We start from the raw sequence: 19127 nt of genomic DNA on the forward strand, positions 1-19127 counted from the left end.
TAATCGAACTCAACCATAGCACTTACTCATGAAACATTTTGGATGGCTCTTAGTACTCATTGCCAGTTTTCAGGTAGCCCATGCCCAATTTCCCGGCGCAGGCGGGGGCGGAAACCGGCAAGGTGGCGGTCAGCAAATGAATATTGGTCACTTTTACGGACGTATTATCGACAAAACAACCAATAAAGGATTGGATGCAGCCTCAGTTCAGTTATTCCAGAACAAATTCGATACGGTTAGCAAAAAAAGAGCAGATGTGGTCATCGGCGGTATGCTCACCGGCCGCAATGGCGATTTTAGTCTCGAAAGCCTGCCGGTATTTGGCCAGTTCAAACTGGTTATTACCGCCATCGGTTATAAAAAGATAGAACAGAAAATAGCCTTCGATATTAAAATGGGTCCGGGCATGGACAGGTCGCAACTGCTTAATGCAGTTGATAAAGACCTCGGTAATATTAAAATGGACCAGGACGCTACCATGCTGCAGGACGTAACCGTCACCGGTTCAAAACCCATGATACAAATGGGCGTTGACCGTAAAATATTCAACGTAGAAAAAAGCATCACTGCTTCGGGCGGAACCGCCATCGATGTAATGCGCCAGGTTCCTTCGGTAAATGTTGACATAGATGGGAACGTTTCGCTGCGCAATGCGGCGCCACAGATCTTTGTAGATGGCCGCCCCACTACCCTTTCTATGGACCAGATACCCGCCGATGCCATTTCAAGCATCGAGATCATCACCAACCCATCGGCCAAGTATGACGCCAGCGGTGGCCAAAGTGGCATCTTAAATATTATCTTAAAGAAGAACCGCAAAACCGGTTACAACGGAAGCGTGCGCGCCGGTGTTGATTCGCGCGGCAAATTCAATGGCGGCGGCGACATCAACCTGCGTCAGGGCAAGGTGAACGTGTTTGCCAATGCCATGTATAACCAGCGTAAATCAAAGGGCTGGGGCGAAACCGACCGTACCAGCTTCATGGATTCAAAAGAAGCCTACACCAAACAATACAGCAAGAACGTGTTCAATGGCGCATTTGCCTTTGGCCGTTTTGGATTCGACTACTTCATCGATAACCGCAATACCATTTCATTATCACAGTCGATCGTGAACGGCGATTTCAAACCCGATAACCGCACCAACAGCATTTACGATACAACGAGCGGCGGTTTTACAACCCAGTACCGCAATACCACGGGCAAAAATAATTTCCGCAATTATGGTACGCAGCTGAGTTATAAACACCTGTTCGCCCGTGCCGGTCAGGAATGGACGGCCGATCTGAACTACAACCAAAGCAAGAATACCAATTACAGCGATATTCGCTACCGCTCGTTCTCTGATATTGACATGAAGAACGCCATTAACGATGAAAACCTGCAAACGATCGATGGTGGCGGCCAAAACAAATTCTTTATTGCACAAACAGATTATGTAAATCCCATTACCGATAAGATCAAATTGGAAGCAGGTTTGCGGGCGCAGGTGCGCAAGTTCGAAAGCTTCCAGTACAATTATTTCAATGGCACTTTTGCCCCTTCTTTCAGTAATAACTTTGAATATACCGACCACGTATATGCCGGTTATGTTACCTACTCGCAAAAAATTAAAGAAAGTTTCAATTATCAGCTGGGCTTGCGGGCCGAAAGCAGCGGCTACGAGGGAAAACAGATCGGTAAAGACACCTATAAAAATGATTTCCCGCTCAGCCTGTTCCCCAGTGTATTTTTAAGCAAGACCTTACAACATAAGCAGGACCTGCAGCTGAACTATACGCGCCGTATTAACCGGCCTAACTTTTTTCAGTTGATGCCGAATACCGATTATTCCGATCCATTGAACTATCAAACCGGTAACCCGGCCCTGAAGCCCGAGTTCACGCATTCGCTCGAACTCTCGTACCAGAAAACCTATGGCAAAAACGGCAATACTTTTCTGGCTACGCTGTTTGGGAAATATACCACCGATCTTATTTCACGGTATCAATACCCCGGCAAGCTGGGCAATTTTCCCGACTCTGTTTATATAGCTACTTACATTAATGCTTCTACGGCATATGCAAGCGGTCTGGAATTGATCTTCCGCAACAACTTCACCAAATGGTGGGATGTTACTACCAGCACCAACATCTATTATTCAAAGATCAATGGCAGCAATGTAATAGCCAATCTGGAAAATGAACGCACCAGCTGGTCGGCCAAAATGAACCACAACTTTAAATTCAATAAAGGCTGGAGTGTTCAGATCAGCGGCGACTACCAGGGCAAAAGCGCCCTGCCTGTAAGCACCAGCAACAGCGGCAGTGGCGGCGGTGGCGGTGGTTTTGGTGGCGGCGGCGGCGGCCGTGGCGGTGGCGGTTTTGGCGGTGGCCAGCCTACAACCACGCAGGGTTATATAAATGCCAATTATGGAGTTGATATGGGCTTGCGCAAAGACATTGCCATTAAAAAGAATACAGCAACTATTTCTGTGAACTGGAGCGATATATTCAGAACACGCCGCTATTTTGTACACTCCGAAGCAACCGGTTTTGTACAGGACGACTGGCGCAGAAGGGACCCGCAGATCGTACGCCTGAATTTCAGCTACCGGTTCGGGAAATTTGATGCGTCCCTGTTCAAACGCAAGAATCTGAAAGGCGACCAGGAAGGTATGCAGAACGGCATGCAGGGAATGCAGCAGTAGTCAATGGTGAATGGTCAATGGTGAATGAATCTCCGAATAATAAAAAGTCTGACAATTAGTGAAGCTCGCGAATAATCAGACATCAAAAAAATTAGTGAACCGACTCACCATTGACCATTGACCATTCGCCATAGAAACTACATGAATTATGTGGCAGGGGTTGAGCAATCAGCCCCTTTTTTATTTCCAATTTATAATTCTTCATTTTTAATTTCTTTGTATTTTTCGCCCCCATTTACAAGCTATGTCAAAAACATATTCTTACCTGGCTTTAGGCGACTCCTATACCATTGGCGAAAGCGTTCCCATCTATGAAAGTTTTCCCTATCAAACCGTACAGTTATTGCGCCGTGCAGGGTATGCATTGTACGCGGCTGAAATTGTTGCCAAAACCGGCTGGACGACCGATGAATTACAATCGGGTATCACCAACAGCCATTTGCTTCCGGGGTACGATATGGTTTCTTTACTTATTGGGGTAAACAACCAATACCGCGGCAGAAGTGTGGAAGAATATACAATGCAATTTGAAACGTTGTTAAAACAGGCTATCGTTTTTGCGGGCAACCAGCCGCAACATGTTTTTGTGCTCTCTATTCCCGACTGGGGCGTTACCCCTTTTGCGGGTGGAAAGAACAGCGCTGCCATAGCGCAGGAAATTGATGCGTTCAATGCGGTGAATAAGGCATATGCTCAACAATATTCGGTGAATTATATTGATATTACACCGGGTACCCGCGAGGCCGCCACTGATAGCTCCCTGCTGGCTGCCGATCAATTGCATCCCTCGGGAAAGGATTATGCCCGGTGGGCCGCAAAACTGGCAAATGCGATCAAAAAAATATATGTAAATAATTAAGCCCCTGTAACCTGATTTGTTTCGCTTCTCTTAACGTATGATACATACTTACCGGGCGGCTCAATGCGTTTCAACAAATATTATTAATAAAGTCCTATGGTTAAATTAAGCTGGAGAGAAAAATACGCCGGCATACTGGTCTTGTTGATCAGCATTATTTATTTATTGCTACAGCTGGCGTCCCTGTCTGGGCAAAGGTCCGGTCCATACACCATACAAAACGGCACCTTCGTGATCAATAAGAATGAATTTTATTCCGATCTCAAAACATACTCCCTCATCATTGCAGGTATTGTGGCAGGCTGGTGTTTGCTGAAAGGGAAACGGCTGGGCTGGATGTTGGGTCTTCCGATCCTGTTGTTTATTACTGCAGTAATAGGAACTATAACTGTGGAGCAGTTATTGAAAACAAAGAAATTCAATAACAGTATGATCGGGTTCGGCGCAGGCATCTTTCTGTTATTCCTGGCCATCCTGTTCCTGTTATTGCCTTCGGCCCGGCAAAAATACAGGGTTAGTAAAGGCGTGCTTATACTAACCCTGCTGTTATTTGTAGGCCTTGGTGGCGCCTATATGTTCTTACAATAGGTCTTCGCCGCTGAACTGGTAACGCTCCTTTATTTTGCGCATTACTTCGTCCATGGAAGCCCGGTGGTCGCGTGGGTTCCAATCGCCCCGCTCCCATTTGTCCAATTCCTGGTCAATGTGCTTTTGTTGCAGCGTGGTCATTTTTTCAACCAGCTGGTCACTCACTTCTTTTTGTTTCTTGTACCAGGTGTTCTTTTTATCAACCAGCATTTCCTTGTTGCGGCGCATTTCTTCCTCTGCGGCCGCCATGCTGGTAAGCTCTTCTTTTGCCAGCGCTATATCATAAGGGCCAACGGGCATAATGAGCTTTGAAATAATAGGCCCTACCTCAATGAGGATGATGAGCAGCGATAACAAAAAGCTGGTCCAGAAAACACTGCTTTCTTCCGAAGCCAGATCGGTCAATGCTTTGTTCTTTTCGAGGAAACCAACATTTTCCAGCGCGCTCAATTCATATTTTGCGCGTTTGGCTTCCATATTGCTTTTTGCATTGGCCAAAATACTGTCCTGCTCATGAATACTGTTGGCGAGCTGTTGCAGTTCAGGTATTGCCTGGCTGGCAGAAGAAGTATAGGCATCCAGTTTCAGCTTTGCAATTTTTTGCACGCCACGGATCTGCGAGCCGCCGGTTCCATCGGCTTCCTGTACATAGGATTGCTGTAAGCGGGCCAGATCAGCTTCAATAGTTTTCTTGCGTTCGAACAACCGGTTTCTTTCTGCTTCGGTGGTTTGCATCAACGCCGTGTTTTCTGCCTGCAGCAAACTGTCGTTCAGTTGAATTTTCTTGTGCGTGTTCTCAATAACTTTTGTATTGATCTCCTTTTCAAAGATCTTCAGCTCGAGCGGCCTCGCAATGGTAAAACCGATCAATATGGCCAGCGCCATACGCGGTAATGCCATGGATAATTGTTTGCGGCGGCTTACGCCATACTTGCGCATGGTAGAAACCAGAAAACGGTCGAAGTTAAAGATGATCAATCCCCAGATGATGGCAAAACATAGTGTCCAAACCCAGTTGCCAAACACACTGTAAATAGCATAGCCGGAAGATAATGCAGCGAGTACAAAGGTGGCCAGAATAACACCGCCTAATCCCCAGTATTTGCTGTGTTCAGAGGGAAATTGTTTCAGGAGTTCCTGGTGAGCCCCGGAACACCACCATAAAAAATTAGTGTCGGCCTTTTTGCCGGGGCCTCTGCCGGTAAATGAATCATAGGTATACAGGCCAGTATCAGGCCCTTGCTGATTGTCAGCCATAACCGTTACGGTTTAATTAATGGAATAATTGTTAAGAAAAATTTCTTATTAGGTGGGTTGAGTGGGTTGGAACAACACAAATAACGATAAAAAATTCGGTATATGTGTAAAGGAACCGTAAAAAAGAACGCTTTTAACAAGGCGAAAATAGTGCCGCAAACACAATTAACACAAATTCATTATGTCATTGGTAAAAACCGCATGAAACAGGAAAAATTACGCTTGCAAAACAGTAATTATATTATCAGGCCGCAACATTGAATTTATAAGTTGCTTAACAGATCAACAATGGTTTTGGCGCCCATGACGCCCATGATAATTACAACAATTAAACCGGCCACCGATAGCCATACCGGATGTTTATAATCCCCCATCAGCCTCTTTTTGAAAACCGCCATTAACAACAAGGCCAGCGAAACGGGTAATATCAATCCGTTCAGGGCGCCGGCAATTACCAGCAACTGCACTGCTCCCTGTTGCAGAAATGCAAAAATGCCCATCGATACCAATATGAACAGGGAGGTAACAAGCCGTTGGTATTTTTCAAATACCGGATGCAGCGTACGCAAAAACGACACCGATGTATAGGCAGAACCAACAACAGATGTAATGGCAGCGCTCCACAGCACAATGCCGAATATTTTATACCCCACATCACCGGCTGCGATCTGAAATACCGATGCGGCCGGATTATCTTTCTGCAAGCTTCCACCGGCATATACCACGCCCAATGCCGCCAGGAATAACAGGATGCGCATGGCCGATGCCAGTAAAATAGCGCTTATGCTGCTGCGTGTTACTTCGGGTAAATGTTCTTTTCCTTTTATGCCGGCATCGAGCAGGCGGTGGGCGCCGGCAAAACTGATGTAGCCGCCAACGGTGCCACCCACCAACGTTACAATGGCGGTGGTATTTATTTTAACGGGAAAGAAAGAGCGATAAATGGCCTGGCCAACCGGCGGGTGTGAGCTAATGGCTACATAAAGCGTTAACCCTATCATTACAAAACCCAGTATTTTGGCAAACCAGTCCATAGCCACCCCGGCTTCTTTGAACCAGAAAATAAAAAGCGCGATGGCCGCGCTGATCCCGGCTCCAATTACCGGATGTTTGAGATCGGCATCAAACGGATACACGACGTTCATACCCAGGCCCGCCCCGGCTACATTACCAATATTAAACACCAGTCCGCCCACCACAATAAGTATTGCCAGAAAATATCCCATGCCGGGTAATAAACTATTGGCAAGGTCCTGCGCCCGTTTTTCTGAAACGGCGATGATGCGCCACACGTTCAACTGGGCGGCTATATCGAGAAGGATAGAAACGAGGATCACAAAACCGAAACTCGTAAGCAATTGCTGGGTGAATACCGTAGTTTGGGTAATAAAGCCCGGACCAATAGCAGAAGTGGCCATCAGGAAGGCAGCACCTAATAAAGCAGATTTGGAGGAGCTTTTCATTAAGATTTTATCATTTGTGATTTATGATTACAGTCAGCAAACGTGAACAGTTACCGGGTGCCGGTTTCCGGTTGCCAGGACCTAAACACGGGATGCCCGCCAATAATCAGACTGCAATTAATTTTCGCCCCGGGTAACTGGTAACTAGTAACCGGTACCTGTAACATGTAACTTGTAACGTGCAACTACTTTCTACTAACCACTACAATCCCATTCCTCTCCAAAGTTTCCTTTATAACCCGGGCAAACGCTACAGCAAACTCCCCATCCCCATGTATACAAACCGTTTCAGCCACCAACGGTACTTCGCGTCCATTTATACTGGTAACGCTTCGCTGTTCTACCATTTGCAGCACCTGCTGCAGTGATTGATTTGTATCGTGCAACAATGCCTGCGGGTGCGTGCGCGGTGTAAGATGGCCATCATCCTGGTACGTACGGTCGGCAAATACTTCGCTGCAGGTAGCCAGCCCCGTTGCATGGGCGGCTTCTATCAGTTTACTGCCCGATAAACCATATAACACCAGGCTGCTGTCATAATCACATACGGCCTTGCAAATGGTTTCCGCCATTACTGCATCTTTTGCCGCCATATTGTATAAGGCACCATGTGGTTTTACATGATGCAAACGGGTATGCAGCACCTTTAAAAAAGCATCCAGCGCTCCAATCTGGTATAGTACGAGGTCATATATTGCCGCAGGTGGCAACAACAGGTTGGTTCTTCCAAAATTCTCCCGGTCGGCAAAACCCGGATGGGCGCCAATAGCCACACCGGCCTCCACGGCCGCTGCCACCAGTTGGTGCATGGTAGGTGCATCGCCGGCATGAAAACCGCAGGCGAGGTTTATGCTGCTCACATACGATAACAACAACAGGTCCTTCTCAATATGGTAAGGCCACAAATGGGTGCTTTCGCCCATGTCGCAATTCAGATCAATACTTAACATACCAGGTTATTCAGGCGCTCGGTACAGGCGCGTTGCAATATATTTAATTCCTGTTGCTGGGCGATCAACAGGTTTTCGGCAGTTGCAAGGTCCGTAATTTGAAAATGAATACAATCGCTTGGGCGCAATTGGGCCAGCTTGGGTAAATGGGCCGAGATCACGTGTCCCACCCGGGGATAACCGCCCGTTGTCTGGTGATCGGCCATCAGTACTATAAGCTGGCCATTGGGCAATAACTGAATGGTGCCAAAACTTACACCCGAAGAAACCAGCTCGGTATCTTCAACCCGTTTCAGATCAATACCCTTTAACTGGTAGCCCATGCGGTCACTGAACGGATGAATGATAAAATTATCTTCCAGCATTTGTTCCTGCGACTGGCTGGTCAACTGCTCCCATTCATTTCCTTTAATGATGTAGATCTCGTGCGGATGCAGGTAGGTATGGCCCGTATCAACTTTCCACTTCATCACTTCCAGCTCTTTTCCGGGCTTTAATAATCCGGCAAAATAGATACAGCTTTCCCGGTAAGGCACTTCATCTCCTTTTTCCAGTTTGCGGCCTTTAAAGCCACCGGCCCCGGCTTTTAAATGGGTGCTGTAACTGTTCAGCCATTTGTTCACACAAAACCCGCCATGTACGGCCAGGTAACAGCGGTTGCCGTATTGCAGTTTGGGAAAATGCAATATCGCATTCTTCCGTACCACTATGGGATGCCATAACGGTATGGGCTCATCGTTGATCATGGGACCAAAATCGCCACCGGTAATTGTGATGAGGGAATTTTGTTCAAACAGCACCTGCGCGCCGGGAAAATGGATCTCCAGCACAGCTTCCCGCGTGTCGTTCCCCACCAGCATATTGGCCACCTGGGCCGCATACCTGTCCATAACCCCGCCGGCATTTATACCCAGCCGGCCATACCCTGTTCTTCCAAGATCCTGGATTGTGTCTAGTATCCCTGGTTTGATAATTGTTAATGACATTTTCTAATGATTCCTTGTTCTCAGTTCATGAGTTATTCAGTTTGTGAGTTATTCAGTTCTATCATTTTTAGAGTTTCTGATCACAAATCACGAGGCCTGAAATCAAAGGGAACTCAATACTCAATCCTGAACAACTTAATAACTTTCAAACTCCTGTTTAGTTATCGCAAAAAATTGTACCCGGTCGCCGGCCTGTAATTTTACCGGTTCGGGCACAAAGGGATCGAACATCTTTAATGGAGTGCGGCCAATGATCTGCCAGCCGCCGGGACTATTTAAAGGATAGATCCCCGTTTGTGAACCGGCAATCCCAACGCTTCCGGCCAAAACGGGTGTGGGCTGTTGCTTTCGTGGTGCTGAAATTTGTTCATCAACTACACCCATATAGGAAAAACCAGGCAAAAACCCGATCATGTACACATTATAAATAGGACTGGTGTGCAGGTTCACCACCTGCTGCCCGCTTAGCTGTTTTTGCTCAGCCAGCGCTGCCAGGTCGGGGCCATAAGGGTCTTCATAACAAACCGGTATACGAATGACCTCCCTGCCGGCATTCCCTGTTTCCTGCGCTTGTTCAAATGCCTGTTGCAGGCGTTCGGCAACCCAGGCGAATATGGTTGTAGTTGGATTATAATATTTTTTGATAACAACGGGATTGTACAGCACCGTTATTGAACTATAGGCCACCAGGCAATCCTTCAACCCTTCAAACGGATGAGCCAGCAACCATTGCTGCATGGCCAGCGCCTTTTGATTGTGGGCTTCGCTGATCACATTACCCATGTCAAAGGTTATCGCGGCATCCCCGAGCGGAAATATTTTATGTTGGTTGGTCAAGGTTGCTTTAAAAAGACTGAAGTTAATTTTTTTACCACATAACCGCGCATTCTGTCATAAATATCACCATATTATATTTTTATTATGGTCATCTGTACCGGGTTTCCCAAATGCAATTGGCTTGTTTACAGCCTTTTTCCGGCCAGGATGGTATCCCTTTAAAAATAAAAAATAACCGACATTTCGGCACGTTATGTTTTTACCAAATAAGTACCAATTTGTTGATTTCATTGTTATACTGTAAACTTGCACGCCAGCGACATGCAGTTTCTGCCGCCAGTGCAACAAAAATTCAATTGTAAAGATCATTGAATTTGAAGGAAATAGCTAGTTGTTTGTCCCAAAATGCGGGGCTGTAAAGGCATTTTACGACCGAAGGCAACCGATCGTAAAAAAAGTGCATATAAACCATTTATTGAACCTATGGCCAAGAATTTATTGATTGTTGAGTCTCCCGCGAAAGCCAAAACCATCGAAAAGATCCTGGGGAAAGATTTCGAGGTTAAAAGTTGTTTTGGACATATCCGTGACCTGGAAAAGGAAGAAATGGGTATTGATATAAAGAATGGTTACAAACCCCGGTATAAAATTCCCGGTGATAAAGAAAAGGTAGTTAAAGAACTCAAAAGCCTCGCCAAAAGTAGTGACGAAGTTTGGCTCGCAACGGATGAGGACCGCGAAGGAGAAGCCATCAGCTGGCATTTGTGCGAGGTATTAGGCCTCGATCCCCAAACTACCAAACGCATTGTTTTCCATGAAATTACCAAGCCCGCCATTCAACAGGCCGTAAGCAACCCACGCAGGTTGGATATGAACCTGGTGAACGCCCAGCAGGCCCGCCGCGTGCTCGACCGTATTGTGGGTTTTGAGCTGAGCCCGGTACTGTGGCGCAAGATCAGCGCCCGGGGTAGCAACCTGAGCGCCGGCCGGGTACAAAGCGTGGCCGTACGCCTTATTGCCGAACGCGAACGCGAAATAAACGCCTTCCTTGCTACCAGCACCTTTAAAATTGAAGCATTATTTACCACACCCGATATTACCGGTAAGAACGTAACCTTTGTTGCCGAAGGCAAAAAGTACGATACTGCCGAAGATGCAGAAAAATTCCTGCAAACCTGTATCGGGGCAAAGTATAAGGTCAACGACATTCAGGTAAAGCCCGCCAGGAAATCGCCGGCCGCACCGTTTACCACTTCTACCCTGCAACAGGAAGCCTCACGTAAAATGGGTTTTGGTGTTAAAAGAACCATGGTGCTGGCGCAAAAGTTGTACGAAAGTGGTAATATAACCTACATGCGTACCGACAGCGTAAACCTGAGTGATACTGCAATGGCAGATATCCGCAAGCAGGTTACCGGTCAGTATGGTAATAATTATTACCAGCCCCGTAAATACAAGAACAAGAATGAGTCGGCCCAGGAAGCGCACGAAGCCATCAGGCCTACCTACATGGAAAACAAAACCAGTACCATAGATGATCCTGATGCCCGCCGTTTGTATGAGCTCATCTGGAAACGCACCATGGCCAGCCAGATGGCTGATGCTGAGCTGGAAAGGACCATTGCCAAAATTGAAATTTCTACCAATAAAGAAGAACTCACCGCCAGCGGTGAAGTGTTGAAGTTTGACGGGTTTCTGAAAGTTTACCGGGAAGACCGCGACGAAGAAGATATAGCAGACGATGAACAACAGGAAGGCATGTTGCCCCCGTTGACCGTTAACCAGCAATTACCGTTGAACGAAATGAAGGCAATTGAGCGCTTCAGCCGGCCTTCGCCCCGTTATACGGAAGCTTCGCTGGTAAAGAAACTGGAAGAGCTCGGCATCGGCCGCCCTTCCACCTACGCGCCCACTATTAATACCATCCAGGAGCGCAAATACATTGAAAAGCGCGATAAGGAAGCGGTGAAACGCAACTTCCGCATCCTCACTTTAAAGGGCGATCAAATAAGCAAGGTTACAGAACAGGAAAATACCGGCGCCGAAAAATCGAAACTGTTCCCCAGCGACCTGGGTTTGGTGGTTACCGATTTCCTGAAACAATATTTCGACGATATCATGGATTACGGGTTCACTGCCCGTATTGAAAATGAGTTTGATGAAGTGGCAGCCGGCAAGCTGAAATGGAACAGCATGATCGATGACTTCTATCTGCCTTTCAAAAAAGACGTTGACAATACCATTGAAACAGCTGAACGTGCAAAAGGCGAACGTGAGCTGGGCATTGACCCGCAAAGCGGTAAAAAGATCACTGCCCGTATAGGCCGCTTTGGCCCTATGGTGCAGATCGGCGATGCAAATGAGGAAGAAAAACCGCGCTTTGCCGGTTTACGCAGGGGACAAAGTATTGAAACCATTACGCTCGAAGATGCATTGAAATTATTCGAACTGCCCAAAACCCTTGGTGAGCACGAAGGCCAGGAAATCGTTGTGAACATGGGCCCCTTTGGCCCCTATATAAAATTTGGTGAGCAGAACATTTCCATGCCACGGGGTGTAGATCCCAACGATGTGAATATGGAAAAGGCCCTGGAATTTATCGCGGATAAACAAAAAGCCGACGCGCCCATAGCGCATTACGATAATAAACCGGTTACAAAAGGTACAGGCCGCTTTGGTCCATTCATTAAATGGAACAACATGTACATAAACGTACCGCGGCGGTACGATTTTGAAAACCTCAGTCAGGCCAACATCGATGAGCTGATTGAAGCAAAGATCAAAAAAGAAGAGAACCGCTACATCCAGAACTGGCCCGATGAAAAGATCTCGATTGAAAATGCCCGTTGGGGTCCGGTGCTGAAATTTGGCAAGAAGATCCTGAAGGTGACCCGCAAAGCCGACGATTCAAAATACACCGCCGATGAACTGACCACCGTGTCGCTCGACGATGTAAAGAAAATGATCGAGCTGCAGATACCCAATGCATTTACCACTAAAAAAGCAGCTGCCAAAAAAGCGCCCACCAAGAAGGCGGCGCCTAAATCGGCCACCAAAAAAGCAGCGCCAAAGAAGAAATAGTAATAATATGAGCGCGGCCCGCAATGTGGATTAAAAGAAAGGGTTAAAAGAACCAATAAATGCATTATAGAAAGGTAAAGGGGCTAAATTGCCCCTTTCTTTTTGCATTGTAGCATTTGTAAACAAGGAAAACCCATTACAATTCACTACAAGTTTTCACTATCCATGCTTAACCTGAAGTACCACCTTACTGAAGAAGAATATTTCGACTATAACTATTACACGGCCTGGGCAGCGCCCGACAAAAAAGCATACCGTACCTGGTACTATGTACGCGTTTTTGTGCTGTATGCTGCGGTGGCCGGTTTGTACGTTTTCAGCCGGCGGAGCGAACAGATCTTTATTGACCTGATCATCTTTAGCGTCATTGCGATCGTTTATTTTTTAATGGTTCCTTATCTTATCAAACGGTCGATCCTGCGCCGGGTAAGGAATATTCTGGCCAAACCCGAGAACCAGCATGTGCTTGAAGAGGCCGAAGTGGTACTCACCGATGCCGGTATTATCGATAAAGACACCGCATCGGAAAGCAGGTATACCTGGGAAGCCATCGTTAAAAAAGCAGAAACACCCGCCTGTTATTATTTATATACAAATTCGTATCATGCCATTGTTATTCCCCGGCGGGTGATAATAACCACCCAGGAAAAACAGGAGCTGGAACGATTATTTAACCAGTATCTGCCCTTGAGTTCAGAGTTCCCCACATAGTGAAGAAACTTTGTGGATAAGATTTTTATTGATATCTTTTGTAAGATTCCGATATTGATACCGGCTAAACGGCAAGAACTGTAACAAGAGTAATGGAAGAAAACAAAGAAATATCGGCATTGTTCCATTTGATTGACGATCCCGATGAAGAGGTCTTCAATGTGGTATCTACGCGCATAATCAATTACGGGAAAGGGATCATCCCCAATCTCGAAAACCTTTGGGAGAATACCATCAGCGAAGATGTGCAGGAACGTATTGAAATGTTAATTCACCGGCTGCATTACCGCGACCTCACGGAAGAACTGACGCAATGGAATAACAATATACACCAGGACCTGCTTACCGGTGCGTTACTGGTGGCCCGCTTTCAATACCCCGACCTGGTAGCCTCGCAGGTGTACCAGGAAGTTGAAAAATTACGACGTAACATCTGGCTCGAGCTCAACAGCTACCTCACTCCGTTGGAGCAGGTAAATGTGGTCACCAGCATACTGTATAATTATTTCAATTTACGCGGCGCAGAGATCGGCTATCAGAACACCGAAGAGTTCCTCATCAACAAACAACTCGAAAGCAAACGCGGCAATACCATTGCCAATGGTATTTTATATTTGATACTGTGCGAACTGCTCGATGTGCCGGTTCGTGCCATCAATATACCGCACCAGTTTGTGCTGGGTTATTTTAAGACCGATTACGATTTTACCCGTCATGTAGAGAACCCGTTGTATAAAACGGAGTTCTTTATTGATCCCATGAGCGGACAGGTATTCACGCATAAAGATGTAGAGAATTACTTCAAACGCATTAATGTAGCGCCGGCTGCCGGCTACTTCAAACAGCTCTCGAACAAACGGGTGATACAATTTTTGATGGAAGAATTCAGCAAGTGCTTTACCGATGAGAAGAACAGTTACAAGCAAAAGGAATTGCTGGCACTCGCAGAATTAATTACCGAAAAGCCAAAGACAGAAGAATAGTTATATAGTTCAAAGTTCACAGTTTAAAGTTTTTATATTCCGAACTTTAAACTGTGAACTTAAAACTTACAAACTTACAATCCCAATCCCCAACCTTCACGATATTCTCTCTTCACAAACTGGTTGGCTTCATCAAAATTCGTGATCTTCATATTCTGGGCATCCCACAGCAGGCGTTTTCTGCCAGGATATTTGTTGTCTCCGGCGGCACTGGGGTTCTTCATCATAAAGCTGCGAATGGCCAGGTTACCCATCAGAATGCTTTCTGTGAACGGACCTGCATATTCGAACGGCGAACTGGTAACCCCTTTTCCATAACCCTCCATACAGGCGTTTACCCATTGAATATAGTGACCTTCAGGAACACGTTTGATGGTTTCCTTCGGCATTTTCTTTTCTGTCATCAGTTTTGTTGGCAACAAGCGTGGGTTGGCGCCATAACAATCGCACATGATCTTTCCTTTTGTGCCTTCCATGATAACGCCGCCATCCCAGTTACCCATGGCTTCTTCGGGCAACAGTTCGGAAGGGCGTTCAGGTAACAACCCACCATCGTGCCAGCTAACCTTGATCTCCCCTTTCCCATCTTTACGCGGATAAACCAGGTGCATGATAGAAGAGGGCGGACAGCTATCGGGGTTCATGGTATCGTCCCACATTTTTTTATAAACAGTGGCCACACTGCATTCAACCGAAGAAGGGTAATCAATAGGCAGTATGCGGAATACCGGGTCCATAATATGGCAGGCCATATCGCCCAGCGAGCCGGTACCAAATGCCCACCAGCCGCGCCAGTTAAATGGCAGGTAAGCCGGGTTATAATCGATCTTCTTTGCAGGCCCTATCCAGAGGTCCCAGTTCACTTCGGCAGGTATATCAAACTGGCCGGTAGGCGTTGGAACACCCTGTGGCCATACGGGCCGGTTCGTCCAGCAATGCACGGTGTGCACGCGGCCGATGAGCCCCGCATCAACCATCTCTTTCATTTTGCGAACGCCATCGCCCGAACCACCCTGGTTACCCATTTGAGTAACTACCTGGTAGCGTTTAGCCGCTTCGGTAAGCTTGCGGGCTTCGTAAATATCGTGGGTCAATGGTTTTTGAACGTACACATGCTTACCCAACTGCATAGCCGAGATGGCCGCTACGGCGTGGGTATTATCGGGTGTGGAAACGGAAACAGCATCAATATTTTTCTTTTCTTTGTCGAGCATTTCGCGGAAGTCCTTATAATAAGGGGCTTTGGGGAAGCTTTGACGCGATTTCACTGCCTGGCGATCGTCAACATCGCATAGTGCAACGATATTTACTTTGGGGCTTTTGGCAAATTCAGCCAGATCGCTGGTACCTTTTCCACCCACTCCAATACCGGCAATGTTCAATTTATCACTGGGTGCAATGTATCCTTTGCCCAGTACATGACGCGGAACAATGAAGAATCCGGCAGCTGCCAGAGAGGTGTTTTTAAGGAAGTCCCGGCGTGACTGGTTGTTTTGTTTGTTCTTCTTCATACAGAAAAGCATTGAGTTTTTGGAAGCCTGAAAGTATAGATTTAAACCGATTTAGCAAATTAAGTTACTTTAATCTTTCTATATCCGCCAAATGATTTTTGGATGTTTGACTGCAAAAATATTTTTGCAAAATGGGAGACGAAATTTAAAGGCAATGTGTTGCAAAGCGGGTGAATTTTTAAGCAAACGATTGCTTAGTGAATCATGAGTGTTTTATTACATACATCACTTTCTTTAGCCAGTGAGTTTTGGGCATGGCCGCTTATATGTTTAAATTTGCGTATAGCATTTGATGCACAAAAAACCAGTTCAAATAATTGTTGCATCCCGCTGGAACTGGCTTGCTAAAAACTGCTGAACAACTTCGCCCCATTCTTCCCTTATTATTTACTGCAGCTTTACCCCTTGTTGGTACCGGTATTATACCTGCTTCGTATCAGCTTTGCTAACATTTCCTATGTTTCATGTAGGTGTTCCCCTGGTATGCCATAGATATCCCGTACCTATAAAAGAACGGAACATATACGGGACATATACGAGACATGTACGATATATATACAGGAAACAGGAAAAGCCGGAGCGAAGCCAAAGCGAAGCAGGAGTAGCCCAGGTACCAACCTGAGGTAGTTAATAAAAAAGAAATGGTAAAAGGAAAACTGAGTTATTCCCGGGTAAGAACCGGGTTATATGAAGTGATATAAAGATACGAAAAAGAAGTAAGAAGCATAACCACATTTATTGATTTTGAGATTTGGAGATTTTGTGATTTAGAGATTTTGTGATTTCCCTGGCTTCGAATTTTCCGAAAAATCTCAAAATCCCGAAATCCCTAAATCTCAAAATTTCTTACTACTGCTGACAGTATTTGCATCAAAGTTTCCAACCATTCCGGTATTCCCGCTTCACAAACGCATTCGCTTCCTCAAAATTCGTGATACGCATATTGGCGCCATCCCATAACAGCTTTTTGCGGCCGGGGAAATCATTACCAACTTTAATATTATAGCTTCTTACAGCCAGATTGCCCATCAGTACGGTTTCAGTGAGCGGACCAGCCATATCAAAAGAAGAACTGGTGTAAGTGCCGAACCCTTTTTTGCAGGCCTGCACCCATTGGGTCTGGTGCCCCTCTGACCCCTTCTCAACAAACGGGAATTTTGATTGGGGCAGTTTGGCGTCTTTCATTTTTTGTGTGGGCAATAAAGTGGGCTTGCGGCCAAATAAACCGGCTATCAGCTTACCCCTGGTGCCTTCAAACAAAATACCGCCATCCCATTCACCAAAAGGTTCATCGGGCAACAGTTCTTCGGGCCGGTCGGGTTTTATGCCGCCATCGTACCAGATCATTTCTACCGGCGGCATTTTATCGCGTGCGGGAAACCGGATACTGATCCTGGAAGAAGGCGGATAGCTATCGGTATAGAACACTTCTTTGAAAAAACCAGTGTATACCGAACCCACACTACATTCTACCGATTCGGGGTACCCTAACTTCAGCGCCCGGAACGGCACATCTATAAAATGACAGCCCATATCGCCCAACGAGCCCGAGCCAAAATCGACCCAGCCACGCCAGGTGGCCGGTAAATATGCCGGATTAAAATCGCGGAACGGGGCTGTGCCCAGCCACAGGTCCCAGCTAACTTCGGCGGGAATATCGAATTTACCGGTGGGGGTTGGAATGCCTTGCGGCCATACGGGCCGGTTGGTCCATACATGTACAGTATGTACCTTACCTATGACGCCGGCCTGGATCCAGGTTTCCACATTGCGGGTATCATCGCCGCTGCTGCCCTGATTACCCATTTGCGTAACCACTTTATATTTTTGAGCGGCCTGGGTTAATAGCCGGGCTTCGTAAATATCGTGTGTTAAAGGTTTTTCAACATATACATGTTTGCCCAGCTGCATGGCGGCCATGGCCTGTACAGCGTGCATATGATCGGGCGTGGTAACAATAACGGCATCTATGTTCTTGTTTTCCTTTTCCAGCATTTCGCGGTAATCGCGGTAATACGGGGCATTGGGCCATCTTTTGCGGGCGTTTACAGCCATGCGGTCGTCAACATCGCAAAGGGCCACAATATTTTCAGCGCCATTGTTGTACGCGAAAGGCAGGTTCACTTCGGCCTTGCCACCAGCGCCTATGCCGGCAATATTGAGCTTATCGCTGGGGGCAGTATACCCACGGCCCAGTACATGACGGGGAACAATAAAGAAGCTACCGGCAGCCAGGGAGGTATTCTTTATAAAGTTACGCCGGTTGATGGTGCGTTTGTTTGAGGGCATATGGCAAGTTATAGCAGGATGAAAGTTTAATAAGATACAGGGATCTGTATGAGAACGTTTTGAAGAGATCAATTTCTGATTTTGAGATTTAGAGATTTTGAGATTTCGCCAGATTTGAATTTTCCGAAAAATCTCAAAATCCCGAAATCCCTAAATCTCAAAATTTCTTACTTCTTTTCCCTACTTATACGAGTGACGCATCTAATGTGATCTCTGCATTCAACACCTTACTCACGGGGCAATTCGCTTTCGCGTCATCAGCACATTCCTTGAATTTATCGGCGCTGATACCCGGAATGCTTGCTTTCAACACCAGGTGCGAACTTTTAATAGCGCCGTCTTCGAGTGTAACGGTAGAAGTTACATCGAGCGTATCGGGTGTAAAACCGGCGCCGCCCAGCACAAAACTCAATTTCATCGCAAAACAGCCGGCATGTGCAGCGGCGATCAGCTCTTCAGGATTGGTTCCAACCCCTTCTTCAAACCTTGATTTGTACGAATACTGCGTTTTGTTTAATGTAGTGCTTTGTGTAGTCAAATTTCCATTTCCATCTTTACCTGAGCCGTTCCAAACGGCAGTAGCTGTACGTTTCATTTAGTTGTAATTTATTTTTGAAAAAATTATAAGCAATGAGCAACATCACATGGGACGATTTCGCAAAAATAGAGATTCGGGTCGGAACGATCACGGAAGTTAATGATTTTCCCAAAGCCAAAAACCCGGCCTGGCAAGTTACCATTGATTTCGGAGAATTGGGTATTAAAAAATCATCAGCACAAATAACCCATTTGTATGATAAGGGATCGCTGGTTGGCAAACAGGTGGTGGCTGTAGTAAATTTTCCACCGAAACAGATCGCTAATTTTTTCAGCGAATGCCTGGTGCTGGGCGTATACACTGATAAAAAAGAGGTAGTTTTACTAACACCCGACCGGCCCGTTGAAAACGGCTGGAAGATCGGTTGATCATATTTAATTTAACA

General features: G+C 46.3%; 16 protein-coding genes. 8 read left to right on the top strand and 8 right to left on the bottom strand.

Annotation, left to right across the window (positions count from 1 at the left end; genetic code table 11):
* Positions 1-28: 28 nt before the first annotated feature.
* The 3 genes from A3860_RS38500 to A3860_RS38510 all read left to right on the top strand — a co-directional run bounded on the left by A3860_RS38500 (position 29) and on the right by A3860_RS38510 (position 4136).
* Positions 29-2689 (top strand): TonB-dependent receptor domain-containing protein, encoded by a 2661-nt coding sequence (locus A3860_RS38500; RefSeq protein WP_081155916.1) that lies wholly within the window; start codon positions 29-31, stop codon positions 2687-2689.
* A 244-nt stretch (positions 2690-2933) separates the two neighbouring features.
* Entirely contained in the window at positions 2934-3548 is a 615-nt protein-coding gene (locus tag A3860_RS38505) for an SGNH/GDSL hydrolase family protein (protein ID WP_081155917.1), read from the top strand.
* A 96-nt stretch (positions 3549-3644) separates the two neighbouring features.
* Entirely contained in the window at positions 3645-4136 is a 492-nt protein-coding gene (locus A3860_RS38510) for a hypothetical protein (RefSeq protein WP_081155918.1), read from the top strand.
* Here A3860_RS38510 and A3860_RS38515 read toward each other — a convergent pair.
* Positions 4128-5393, bottom strand: coding sequence for a DUF4407 domain-containing protein (locus A3860_RS38515; protein WP_081155919.1), 1266 nt, complete (start codon positions 5391-5393; stop codon positions 4128-4130). The two genes, A3860_RS38510 and A3860_RS38515, sit on opposite strands and share 9 nt — an antisense overlap.
* A 102-nt stretch (positions 5394-5495) precedes the next feature.
* On the opposite strand from A3860_RS38515, the gene A3860_RS41440 reads away from it, so the two are divergent.
* A complete protein-coding gene (locus tag A3860_RS41440) occupies positions 5496-5654 on the top strand; it encodes a hypothetical protein (protein ID WP_158085494.1) in 159 nt (52 codons plus the stop codon).
* 2 nt (positions 5655-5656) lie between these two features.
* Here A3860_RS41440 and A3860_RS38520 read toward each other — a convergent pair whose 3' ends face one another.
* From A3860_RS38520 to pxpB, 4 genes are all read right to left on the bottom strand, one after another.
* Positions 5657-6856, bottom strand: coding sequence for an NRAMP family divalent metal transporter (locus tag A3860_RS38520; protein ID WP_081155920.1), 1200 nt, complete (start codon positions 6854-6856; stop codon positions 5657-5659).
* Between the two features lie 185 nt (positions 6857-7041).
* A complete protein-coding gene (locus A3860_RS38525; protein ID WP_081155921.1) occupies positions 7042-7806 on the bottom strand; it encodes a 5-oxoprolinase subunit PxpA in 765 nt (254 codons plus the stop codon).
* Positions 7800-8792: a 5-oxoprolinase subunit C family protein gene (locus A3860_RS38530; protein ID WP_081155922.1), complete on the bottom strand. Its 993-nt coding sequence runs from the start codon at positions 8790-8792 to the stop codon at positions 7800-7802. Before A3860_RS38530 ends, A3860_RS38525 begins: the two co-directional genes overlap by 7 nt.
* Positions 8793-8927: 135 nt before the next feature.
* Entirely contained in the window at positions 8928-9629 is a 702-nt protein-coding gene (pxpB, locus tag A3860_RS38535; protein ID WP_081155923.1) for a 5-oxoprolinase subunit PxpB, read from the bottom strand.
* A gap of 423 nt (positions 9630-10052) precedes the next feature.
* Here pxpB and topA point away from each other — a divergent pair, with 423 nt between their 5' ends.
* From topA to A3860_RS38555, 3 genes are all read left to right on the top strand, one after another.
* On the top strand, positions 10053-12650 hold the full coding sequence (topA, locus tag A3860_RS38545) for a type I DNA topoisomerase (RefSeq protein WP_081156268.1): 2598 nt from the start codon (positions 10053-10055) through the stop codon (positions 12648-12650).
* Positions 12651-12815: 165 nt separating this feature from the next.
* On the top strand, positions 12816-13361 hold the full coding sequence (locus A3860_RS38550; RefSeq protein ID WP_081155925.1) for a YcxB family protein: 546 nt from the start codon (positions 12816-12818) through the stop codon (positions 13359-13361).
* 92 nt (positions 13362-13453) lie between these two features.
* Positions 13454-14344 carry a transglutaminase family protein gene (locus tag A3860_RS38555; protein ID WP_081155926.1) on the top strand — a complete coding sequence of 297 codons (891 nt, stop codon included), beginning with the start codon at positions 13454-13456 and terminating at the stop codon, positions 14342-14344.
* Between the two features lie 74 nt (positions 14345-14418).
* Here A3860_RS38555 and A3860_RS38560 read toward each other — a convergent pair whose 3' ends face one another.
* The 3 genes from A3860_RS38560 to A3860_RS38570 form a co-directional block, all read right to left on the bottom strand.
* Positions 14419-15855: a Gfo/Idh/MocA family protein gene (locus A3860_RS38560; RefSeq protein WP_173820329.1), complete on the bottom strand. Its 1437-nt coding sequence runs from the start codon at positions 15853-15855 to the stop codon at positions 14419-14421.
* An 870-nt stretch (positions 15856-16725) separates the two neighbouring features.
* Complete coding sequence (locus A3860_RS38565) at positions 16726-18144, bottom strand: Gfo/Idh/MocA family protein (RefSeq protein ID WP_081155928.1); 1419 nt, start codon at positions 18142-18144, stop codon at positions 16726-16728.
* Positions 18145-18328: 184 nt separating this feature from the next.
* A complete protein-coding gene (locus A3860_RS38570; RefSeq protein WP_081155929.1) occupies positions 18329-18739 on the bottom strand; it encodes an OsmC family protein in 411 nt (136 codons plus the stop codon).
* 35 nt (positions 18740-18774) lie between these two features.
* Here A3860_RS38570 and A3860_RS38575 point away from each other — a divergent pair, with 35 nt between their 5' ends.
* Positions 18775-19110: a tRNA-binding protein gene (locus tag A3860_RS38575; protein WP_081155930.1), complete on the top strand. Its 336-nt coding sequence runs from the start codon at positions 18775-18777 to the stop codon at positions 19108-19110.
* Positions 19111-19127 lie beyond the last annotated feature (17 nt).

Source organism: Niastella vici, from assembly GCF_002077945.1.
Lineage (GTDB): Bacteria > Bacteroidota > Bacteroidia > Chitinophagales > Chitinophagaceae > Niastella > Niastella vici.

What these genes read in the sequence shown, in the direction of transcription:
- A3860_RS38530 (WP_081155922.1), bottom strand. Translation starts at nt 8,792, where the DNA reads ATGTCATTAACAATTATCAAACCAGGGATACTAGACACAATCCAGGAT.
- A3860_RS38500 (WP_081155916.1), top strand. Translation starts at nt 29, where the DNA reads ATGAAACATTTTGGATGGCTCTTAGTACTCATTGCCAGTTTTCAGGTA.
- A3860_RS38510 (WP_081155918.1), top strand. Translation starts at nt 3,645, where the DNA reads ATGGTTAAATTAAGCTGGAGAGAAAAATACGCCGGCATACTGGTCTTG.
- A3860_RS38520 (WP_081155920.1), bottom strand. Translation starts at nt 6,856, where the DNA reads ATGAAAAGCTCCTCCAAATCTGCTTTATTAGGTGCTGCCTTCCTGATG.
- topA (WP_081156268.1), top strand. Translation starts at nt 10,053, where the DNA reads ATGGCCAAGAATTTATTGATTGTTGAGTCTCCCGCGAAAGCCAAAACC.
- A3860_RS38560 (WP_173820329.1), bottom strand. Translation starts at nt 15,855, where the DNA reads ATGAAGAAGAACAAACAAAACAACCAGTCACGCCGGGACTTCCTTAAA.
- A3860_RS38525 (WP_081155921.1), bottom strand. Translation starts at nt 7,806, where the DNA reads ATGTTAAGTATTGATCTGAATTGCGACATGGGCGAAAGCACCCATTTG.
- A3860_RS38565 (WP_081155928.1), bottom strand. Translation starts at nt 18,144, where the DNA reads ATGCCCTCAAACAAACGCACCATCAACCGGCGTAACTTTATAAAGAAT.
- A3860_RS38550 (WP_081155925.1), top strand. Translation starts at nt 12,816, where the DNA reads ATGCTTAACCTGAAGTACCACCTTACTGAAGAAGAATATTTCGACTAT.
- A3860_RS38575 (WP_081155930.1), top strand. Translation starts at nt 18,775, where the DNA reads ATGAGCAACATCACATGGGACGATTTCGCAAAAATAGAGATTCGGGTC.
- A3860_RS38505 (WP_081155917.1), top strand. Translation starts at nt 2,934, where the DNA reads ATGTCAAAAACATATTCTTACCTGGCTTTAGGCGACTCCTATACCATT.
- A3860_RS38555 (WP_081155926.1), top strand. Translation starts at nt 13,454, where the DNA reads ATGGAAGAAAACAAAGAAATATCGGCATTGTTCCATTTGATTGACGAT.
- A3860_RS38570 (WP_081155929.1), bottom strand. Translation starts at nt 18,739, where the DNA reads ATGAAACGTACAGCTACTGCCGTTTGGAACGGCTCAGGTAAAGATGGA.
- A3860_RS41440 (WP_158085494.1), top strand. Translation starts at nt 5,496, where the DNA reads ATGTGTAAAGGAACCGTAAAAAAGAACGCTTTTAACAAGGCGAAAATA.
- A3860_RS38515 (WP_081155919.1), bottom strand. Translation starts at nt 5,393, where the DNA reads ATGGCTGACAATCAGCAAGGGCCTGATACTGGCCTGTATACCTATGAT.